The 7,861-nt window shown below is 69.7% G+C and carries 10 protein-coding genes; 4 read left to right on the top strand and 6 right to left on the bottom strand.

Translation table 11 applies throughout. From position 1 onward, the window contains the following. Nucleotides 1-24: 24 nt before the first annotated feature. Nucleotides 25-291, top strand: coding sequence for a type B 50S ribosomal protein L31 (locus tag AB0I15_RS57230; RefSeq protein WP_358116960.1), 267 nt, complete (start codon nucleotides 25-27; stop codon nucleotides 289-291). Between the two features lie 25 nt (nucleotides 292-316). Continuing rightward, nucleotides 317-454: a hypothetical protein gene (locus tag AB0I15_RS57235; RefSeq protein WP_358116962.1), complete on the top strand. Its 138-nt coding sequence runs from the start codon at nucleotides 317-319 to the stop codon at nucleotides 452-454. A 73-nt stretch (nucleotides 455-527) separates the two neighbouring features. Here the strand turns inward: AB0I15_RS57235 and AB0I15_RS57240 are convergent, their stop codons facing one another. After that, complete coding sequence (locus tag AB0I15_RS57240; protein WP_358116963.1) at nucleotides 528-1,208, bottom strand: TetR/AcrR family transcriptional regulator; 681 nt, start codon at nucleotides 1,206-1,208, stop codon at nucleotides 528-530. A gap of 137 nt (nucleotides 1,209-1,345) precedes the next feature. Between AB0I15_RS57240 and AB0I15_RS57245 the strand changes: the two genes are divergently transcribed. Further along, on the top strand, nucleotides 1,346-1,585 hold the full coding sequence (locus AB0I15_RS57245; protein WP_358116965.1) for a DUF3040 domain-containing protein: 240 nt from the start codon (nucleotides 1,346-1,348) through the stop codon (nucleotides 1,583-1,585). On the opposite strand, the gene AB0I15_RS57250 is transcribed toward AB0I15_RS57245, so the two are convergent. From AB0I15_RS57250 to AB0I15_RS57265, 4 genes are all read right to left on the bottom strand, one after another. After that, nucleotides 1,556-1,831: a DUF6343 family protein gene (locus AB0I15_RS57250; protein ID WP_358116967.1), complete on the bottom strand. Its 276-nt coding sequence runs from the start codon at nucleotides 1,829-1,831 to the stop codon at nucleotides 1,556-1,558. The two genes, AB0I15_RS57245 and AB0I15_RS57250, sit on opposite strands and share 30 nt — an antisense overlap. A 13-nt stretch (nucleotides 1,832-1,844) precedes the next feature. Next, a complete protein-coding gene (locus AB0I15_RS57255) occupies nucleotides 1,845-2,549 on the bottom strand; it encodes a maleylpyruvate isomerase family mycothiol-dependent enzyme (protein WP_358116970.1) in 705 nt (234 codons plus the stop codon). A 16-nt stretch (nucleotides 2,550-2,565) separates the two neighbouring features. Further along, nucleotides 2,566-3,270: a DUF4344 domain-containing metallopeptidase gene (locus AB0I15_RS57260; RefSeq protein ID WP_358116972.1), complete on the bottom strand. Its 705-nt coding sequence runs from the start codon at nucleotides 3,268-3,270 to the stop codon at nucleotides 2,566-2,568. A gap of 132 nt (nucleotides 3,271-3,402) precedes the next feature. Further along, nucleotides 3,403-4,137, bottom strand: coding sequence for a hypothetical protein (locus tag AB0I15_RS57265; protein WP_358116975.1), 735 nt, complete (start codon nucleotides 4,135-4,137; stop codon nucleotides 3,403-3,405). 188 nt (nucleotides 4,138-4,325) lie between these two features. On the opposite strand from AB0I15_RS57265, the gene AB0I15_RS57270 reads away from it, so the two are divergent. Next, nucleotides 4,326-5,198, top strand: coding sequence for a sugar kinase (locus AB0I15_RS57270; protein ID WP_358116977.1), 873 nt, complete (start codon nucleotides 4,326-4,328; stop codon nucleotides 5,196-5,198). A 57-nt stretch (nucleotides 5,199-5,255) separates the two neighbouring features. On the opposite strand, the gene AB0I15_RS57275 is transcribed toward AB0I15_RS57270, so the two are convergent. Continuing rightward, nucleotides 5,256-7,861: CARDB domain-containing protein (locus tag AB0I15_RS57275; protein ID WP_358116980.1), on the bottom strand; the 2,606-nt coding region annotated here is incomplete at its 5' end.

Here is a 7,861-nt window from a genome sequence, read left to right on the forward strand (position 1 = left end):
CGTTGTCACTTGGTTGCAGAGGCCATGAAGAAGAACCTGCACCCCGCATACCGTCCGGTCGTCTTCCGTGACCCGAGCGTCGGCTTCGCCTTCCTCACCCGCTCGACCCTGACCAGCGCCAGGACCGTCGAGTGGGAGGACGGCAGGACCTACCCGGTCATCGACGTGGACGTGTCGTCCGCCAGCCACCCGTTCTACACGGGGCGTGGCCGCGTCCTCGACACCGCCGGCCGCGTCGAGCGCTTCAAGCAGCGTTACGGTGGGTCGCGTTCGGCGACCGGCCGCGAGTAACGGATGTGCGGCAAAGATGTGATCCATGTTCGGCTCGCCCCTGTCCGACCGGCTTGAGCGGTCCAGCCGGATCCGCGTCGCCGGCGCGGGCGGGGGCTCCGACGTGTACGCCGGATCACCCCTCGCCCTGACCCTGCGTACGCCAGTCTGGCCGAGCACCTGATGCGGCAGATCGGCTCTGTCATCGAGGCGCATCGCGACGGGGTGATCCCGGGCCCTCCCAGAGCGTTACCGCGCTAGAGGCTCATGGTGTCGGCCAGCGCGTCCATCTCGACGGTCAGCAGCGTGGCCGCCCGGTGCCCCATCCCGGTGAACTGGCCCTGGACCTGCAGGCTCAGGATCCCCTGCAGGCGGATCCACACCAACAGGCTGCCGGTCAGCGCCGTGGCCGGGTCGCCGCCGGGCGCGGACGTCCGCACCCAGTCGGCCACCGCCGGCGCCTCCTCGACCCAGCGCAGCATCTCCTCCCGCAGCGGCTCGGCCGCGGGGCCGCACCGGCCCTGGCCGAACACCGGCAGGAACGGTCCAAGCACCTCCCTGGCCCGCTCGACGCTCTCCGGCGGCGCGTGGTAGCCGGGCGACGGGGTGCCGGCCAGCAACTGGAAGAGGTGCGGGTTGGCCAGCGTCCAGTCGAAGAAGGCGCGGGCGAGGCCGTGCAGCCGCTCACGCGGCGTGCCTTCGGAGACCCCGGCGCGTACGGCCGCCGCCACGTCGGCGTAGCCGTCGAGGATGAGCTCGGTGAGTAGGTCGTCGCGGCCGTCGAAGTATTTGTAGATGGCCGGACCCGTCATCCCGAGCTGTTTGGCCACCGCGTTCAGGCTCAGGGCCGCGGCCCCGCCGTCGCCGATCTGGGCGAGCGCGGCCTGCTTGATCTCGCTTCTTACCTGCTCGCGGTAGCGCTGTCTCGGGGTGGACATCCTCTCATTATCCCGAGTCTCCACCGCGGCATCCCGCGTCCTGGGCCACGGTGTCACGGGGCGATGCCGGCCGCCTGGCATGCGGGGACGGCCCGTGGGTAAAAGGTGGGCACCGGCGTGAGAGCAATGGTGGTGGGATGAGTCTCTCTGGAAGGGAGCGCCGCATCCTCGCTGAGATCGAGCGGGCTCTCGAGCGAGAGGACCCGGAGCTGGCCAGGCGTGTCGCGGCGATCAACAGGATCGAGTGGGGCGACGACCCCTTCCCGCAGGCGTACGGTGACCGGCTGCGGATGTGGGCCCTGACCCACGTCTGGGCGATCTTCCTGGCCGGCGCCCTGGTGATCCTGCTACTGCTGGTCGCCGTGCTGACGACGTGAGCGGTGGTGCCGGTGGTGCCGGTGGTGCCGCAGCACCAGCAGGTCGACGGCGGCGACGACGGCCACCACGGCGGCGATCGCGGCCTCCCAGAGCCAGACCTCCGCACCCGTGCGCCGGGCGAGGACGGCGAAGAACACCGCCGCCACGACGCCGAGCACCAGCGCGATCATGGACAGGACCCGGCGAGCCCCCAGCGGGCTGCGCGCGGTCACCGGCTCGGTCCCCGCGCGGTTGCGCAGCCACATGATCGGCCTCCTCTCAGGCCAGGCACCTCAAGGCCGAGACGACGCGCGGGTCGATCCCGTGCGAGGCGGGCAGGCGGCCCACCGTGGCCTCGACGAACTCGGGGTACGACAGCGTGGCGGTGAGCCCGTCGACGGCGACGAAGACCTCGTCGGCCGTCTGCTCGACCTGCACCTTGGAGTCCTGCTCCGCCAGCACGAACCGGCCCACCGCCACCCGCCACAACGTCCGGGAGTCGATCTCGCCGTCGGACACGGGCGCGCCGACGTCGTCGGCGTGGGTGGCGTACTCGGAGTCGTAGTGGAAGGCCTGCCGGCCCACGGGGTAGGGCCCGGCCATCGTATCGAGCGACGCGCCGGGGCCGAGCTCCCGCATGCGCCGCCGGGTCTCGCCGTTCTTGACGCGCCACTCCTCGAGCACCTCTTCGACGGGCAGGTCCCGTCGTACGCGGACGCACCACTCGTTGAAGTCGTTGAACCCGGTGACGCCCTCGCCGGAGAGGCGGTTCATCAGCTCCTGCACGGTCCCGTCGAGGCAGGCGTGGTTGTAGAGCTCTTCACCGGCCAGATGCGCCAGCACGTCGCGCACCGACCAGCCGTCGCACCGGGAGGGCCGCCGCCATCCGGCCTCGTCGAGGCCCGAGAAGAACCGGTCGAGCCGGGCGGCCTCGGTGTCGAAGATGTCGAACGGGTTGAAGTCTTTGAGCAGGTCCTCGGCCATACGGGGACGCTACCCCCTAGGAGCCGGCTTTCACGGCCATGGAGCCGATGGCGGCCTTCACCCGGTTGTACTCACCGGTGCAGGAGGGCGCGCGCTCGGCGGGAACCCAGCCGCTCTCGGCGATGCGGCCGTACTTGGCGGGGTCGGCGCCGTACAGCAGGCAGGTGAACGCGGCGGACGCGTCGAGCCCTGACAGGTGGTCGATGCCGGTGTGCCCGGCGAGCAGGTGACGGGCCTCGGCGGCGGGCACCACGCGCTTGGGCGCGTCGGCCGTGAGCGTCAGCGCGGCGAACTGGTCGGCCTGCCCGTCGCTGTCCTGCATGCCGTTCAGCGTGGTCAGGGCGTGGCCGAGCTGGTGGTGGAAGAGCACGGCCAGCGCGCCGTCCATGCGGGCGGCGGCGGCGCGAGGGTCGGTCTCCTCGGTCTCCGCCAGGCCCTTCATCGTGCGGCGGACCTTGTCGACCAGCGAGTAGCAGATCGTGATCTCGCGCTCGTCATGGTTCCACGAGGTGGCCGGCTCGTCGCAGTCACGGGCGACGACCTTGACCGGCTGGGGCAGCCGGATGCCGGTCTTCAGCGCCCCGCTCTCCTTCAGCAGCCGCTTGGCCTGCTCGGCGCGGGGCGAGTCGGGACGTTCGTAGCGGACGGACAGCTCCGGCGCGGGCGCCGCCCCCAGTGTGCTCGTCATGCTCAGGACGAGGGCGATCACGGGGTGCGGCATACGAGGGTTCCTTCCGATCGGTCAGCGCAATCTCCATGCGGCGATTGCGTGATCGATAAACATCGGAAAGGTAAAGATCCTGGAAAATGCCGGAGGCCCGGCCCACAAGGGACCGGGCCTCAGCGAGGTGGATCAGCGACGCCAGCCGTAGCCGTAGACCCGCACGTAGTCCGTGCGGCTCGTGGCACCGGCGAGCTCGTCGTCACCGTTGTAGACGGCACGGAAGGTGCCGCTCTTGAAGGCGCGCGTCTTGGCGTAGAACTTGCCGCCCCACTTGGTCTTGGCGGAGGCGACCCACTTCCAGCCACTGGAGCCGTTCGCGCGGTAGTAGACGTTCACACGCTCGCCGCGGACGCCCTCCCAGCCCTCGTCGTCAACCTGGAGACGGCCGGAGAAGTAGATCGACTTGCCCTTGCGGACCTTGTAAGGGTCGGCGGTGAAGCGCGAAATGCGCGTCTCGGCCTTGCCCTTCTGCACGTCGACCGCGAAGAACGCGGAGTCCTTGGCGATTTCCTTGCCCGCGCTGTCGAAGGCGACGGCAGTGGCCTTCCACTTGCCGGCCGGGTCGTTCTCGTTGAAGCCGATGGCGAAGCGCCAGCCCTCGAGGTCCCGGATGTCCTTCGTGCGCAGGGTGTGGACGCCCTCTTCGGGCGCCACGCTGAGCTCGACCTTCTTGACGTCGGAGCTCGCGCCGATGTTGAAGTACGCGGTCGTCTCGGCGCCGGCCTTCACCACGACCGGGTTGGGCGTGATGTCGCGAATCCTGAGCTGCGTGTCAGTTCTGTCGGCCGAAGCGGCTCCCGCGCCCGACACGAGCATGGCCCCGCCCACGAGGGCGGAGATGATGCCTACTGCGATCTTTCTCATGAGGGTGCTGATTCCTCTCCCCGTATTGACTAAGAGCCGGCTCGGGGTTGCCGACTCCACTACTACTTTGAGCCATGGGGCGAGGGAAAAGTTCGCTAAAGTTACAGAAAATATTTGATCACGGCTTTAACCTGGGCTTACGCCGAAAAATCGGATATAGGGCTAGATGACCGACTACAGTCTGGCCCATGACGGACGTCTACACGCTCGGCGAGCCCCTGGGGGTCGTGTCCAGCGGCCGGGTCCGCCATGAGAGCGAGGCCAGGCTGGACGTCTGCGGGCCGGAGTTCACGCTGGCCATCGCCCTGGCCAGACTCGGGCACCGAACTGCGTACCTGGGCAAGGTGGGCGACGACGAGCTGGGCGCCAGGGCGCTCACCGTCCTGCGGGGCGAGGGCGTGGACGTCGAGGACATGCGCGTCGCGGAGAGCGTACGCACGGGGCTGGTGCTGAGGGAGTCGCGCGTCGCGCGCGAGCTCACCATGACGCACTACCGCACCCGCTCGGCGGGCTCGCTGCTCGCGCCGGGCAACGTCCCCATCGACCGGATCGCCGCCGCGAAGATGCTGCACGTCACCGGCATCACGGCCGGGCTCGGCAGGGACGCGCTGGAGGCCGTCCGGGCCGCGGTGAGCGCGGCCAAGAACGCCGAGGTGATGATCTCCTTCGCCGTCGAGTACGTCCCGGAGCTGTGGCCGTCGGTACGCGAGGCCGAGGAGGTCCTGAGCGAGCTGGCCTGCGACTCCCACCTGCTCTTCCTCCGCCAGGACGAGCTCGACCTGGTCAAGGCCGCCCTCACGCCCGAGCGGGAGGTCGTCGTGGACCGCGGCGTCAAGGGCGCCAGCGTGCGGGCCGACCGGATGCGGTACGACGTACAGGGGTGGCAGGTGCCCGTCGTGGACCCGGCGGGGGCGGGGGAGGCGTTCGCGGCCGGCTACATCAGCGCCGCCCTCGACGGCCTCATCCCCCAGGAACGCCTCCACCGCGGCGCGCTCCTGAGCGCCGCCGCGGTGACCAGCGTGAGCGACTGGCAGGGCCTGCCCACCAGAGCCGAGCTCTAGCCCCGCCCTCCTCGGCCCCGGCCCAGGGGACCTGTGCCGAAGAGGGCGGAGAGGCCGTCAGTTGACCGTCAGCGTGAACGTGGAGGTGGTGTTCCTGATGTTGGTGTGGTTGTTGGCGAACCGCAGGTTGTTGAACGTCGCCGACCCCACCGCCGGACCCTGACCGGGCTCGGGCAGCTCGTTCACCCAGATCCCGAACCCCGACTTCGCGTCGAAGGCGTCACCGCTCTTCTGCGCCCCGCTGATCGACACGTTGGTGAAGACGGTGTCCCTGACGGGGTTCAGCGGAGTCGTCGGGCTGGAGTAGCCGGTCTGGAACATGATCCCGCTGTACGTCGGGTCCACGATGTCCAGGTTGCTGACCCGGATGCCCTGGAACACCTTCGACGCCGAGAACACCCACAGGGCCGGGAACGTCTGCTGGCCCCAGAAGTGCCCGCCGGCCCGGACCAGCGAGATGTTGTCGAAGGTGGTGGGCGGGCCGGCGCCGAAGCCGTGCATCGGGATGCCGAAGTCCAGCGAGCTGATCGTGACGCCCGAGTACACCAGCGTGTCGGCCACGTAGATGTTCCTGAAGGTGTTGTCGTAGCCGCCGTACACGGCCAGGCCCGCGGCCCGCCACGTCAGCAGCGAGGTCAGGTTCTCGTAGACGTTGCCGAACTGCTCGCCCGAGTTGTTGTCGATGGCCGAGAACAGCGCGAAGCTGTCGTCGCCCGTGGAGCGGGTCTCGATGTTGGTGACGTGGTTGCCGGTGCTGCCGTTGGTCATGTTGAGGCCGTCGGCGAACACGTTCCTGATCCGCGAGTTCCTGATCGTCAGGTTGTCGGTGTTGGTGCCCCACAACAGGCAGATCTGGTGCTCGGCCCAGACGTTGTCGATCGTCAGGTTGGCCACGTTCGACAGGTCGAACACCTTGCCGGGGCCGTCGATGCGCTCGACGTAGTTGCCGAAGTAGGCGAAACCGGTGAACGTCGAGCCGTTGGCGGTGGCGTCCGCGCGGAAGCCGACGTCGGTGTTCTGCTGCCCCGCGGGGGCGTTGAACCTGGTGAACCAGGGGCCGGCGCCGACGATCCGGACGGCCTTGCCGTACACCTGGAACTTGCCGGTGGTCTGGTACTCGCCCGCGGGCAGGTAGACGCCGGTCAGGTTGGCGTCCTGGCGGGCCCGGTCCAGCGCGTTCTGCACGTCCTGGTGCGAGAATCCGGCCGGTACGGCGTACTTCGCCGGGTCCGGGTTCGCCGCCGGGGCGACCTGCTCGAAGTCGACGAAGTCGATCGCGTAGTTGAGGCCGTTGGCCGCGTCCTTCTGCAGCCTGATCCTGCTGCCCTGCGGCACGGTGGTGCCGAGCAGCAGGTTCGCCTCGTCGTAGATGTGCCGGGGCGGGCCCGAGCCGGGGGAGTTGTTCGGACGGTCTTCGGGGCCGTACAGCCAGGCGTAACGGGAGGTCAGGTTGACGGCCTTGAGGAAGGTGCCGTCGACGTAGACGTTCAGGGTGGAGTTGAGGCCGCCGCCGCCCGGCGCGTCCGGCATGGAGAAGCGGGTGACCAGGGTGTTCGTGGGCGCCCTGGTGGTGAACTCGACGTAGGCGCCGGTCTGGTTGAGCGTCACCGCGCGGCGTCCCGACGCCTCGCCGGCGATCGTGCCGATCTCCCTGCTCGGGCCGACGCGGGCCGCGCCGCCGCCGATCGTGGCGTCCTCGGCCTCGTAGGTGTCGTACGGCATGTTCGCGCCGCGCCCCACGAACAGCGGCAGCGTGCTGGTGTTGTTGGCGCGCTTGACCGGCAGCTCGTTGGCGTCGTCGGCGAGCACGGTCCTGATCGTGTACCTGCCGTTGGCCGCCGTCCACGTGCCCAGGCTCACCGGGCTCGTGGTGGCCCCGGGGGCGATCGCGCCGCTGGTGGAGCCGGTCAGCGTCCTGACGACGGCGCCGGCGTCGTTGAGGACGGTGAGCGTGATGCCGTGGGAGCCGCCGCTGGAGGCGACGGTGCCCTGGTTCCTGATCGCGACCGAGAACGTCACGGTGGTGCCCGCGGCCGGGTTGCCCGGCGTCCAGGCGACGGGGGAGGCGATCAGGTCGGCGGTGTCGACCGGCCGGACCGTCAGCGTGCCGGTGGCGGTGTTGTTGGCCTCGTTCTGCTCGACGACCCTGTTCTCCTCGTCCACCTTGGCCGAGAGCTGGTACGTCCCCGCGTCCCTGGCCCCGATGTCCGCCGACACGGTGGCGGAGGCTCCGGCGGCCAGCGCGCCCACGGCGGCGGTGCCGACCTTGGTGCTGCCCGCGTAGAAGGCCACCGAGGTGGCGGCGGAGCCCGCGGTGCCGGCGTTCCTGACCGTGGCCGACAGCGTCACCGCGTCCGTCTCGACGGGGGCCGAGGGCGAGGAGGTCAGGTTCGTGACGGTGAGGTCGGGGTTGGCGGCGGGGGTGCCGAAGATCTGGAATTCGGCGACCTGCCCGCCGGGGGCGCCGGAGTTGGCGGTGATCTGCAGTCGTACGTCGGCGGTCTTGGCGGTGACGGGGATGGTCACCGTGTTGCCGGTGGCGGGGTCGAAGGTGTGGGTGGCGGGTGAGACCAGGTTGGTGAAGCCGGTCGCGCTCTGTTCGCGGCCGAGGACCTGGATCGTCTGGGTGCGTCTGGCCCAGGCGGCGTCGGGGTTGAGTTTGA

It is taken from the genome of Nonomuraea sp. NPDC050643, assembly GCF_040654715.1.
Classification (GTDB): Bacteria; Actinomycetota; Actinomycetes; order Streptosporangiales; family Streptosporangiaceae; genus Nonomuraea.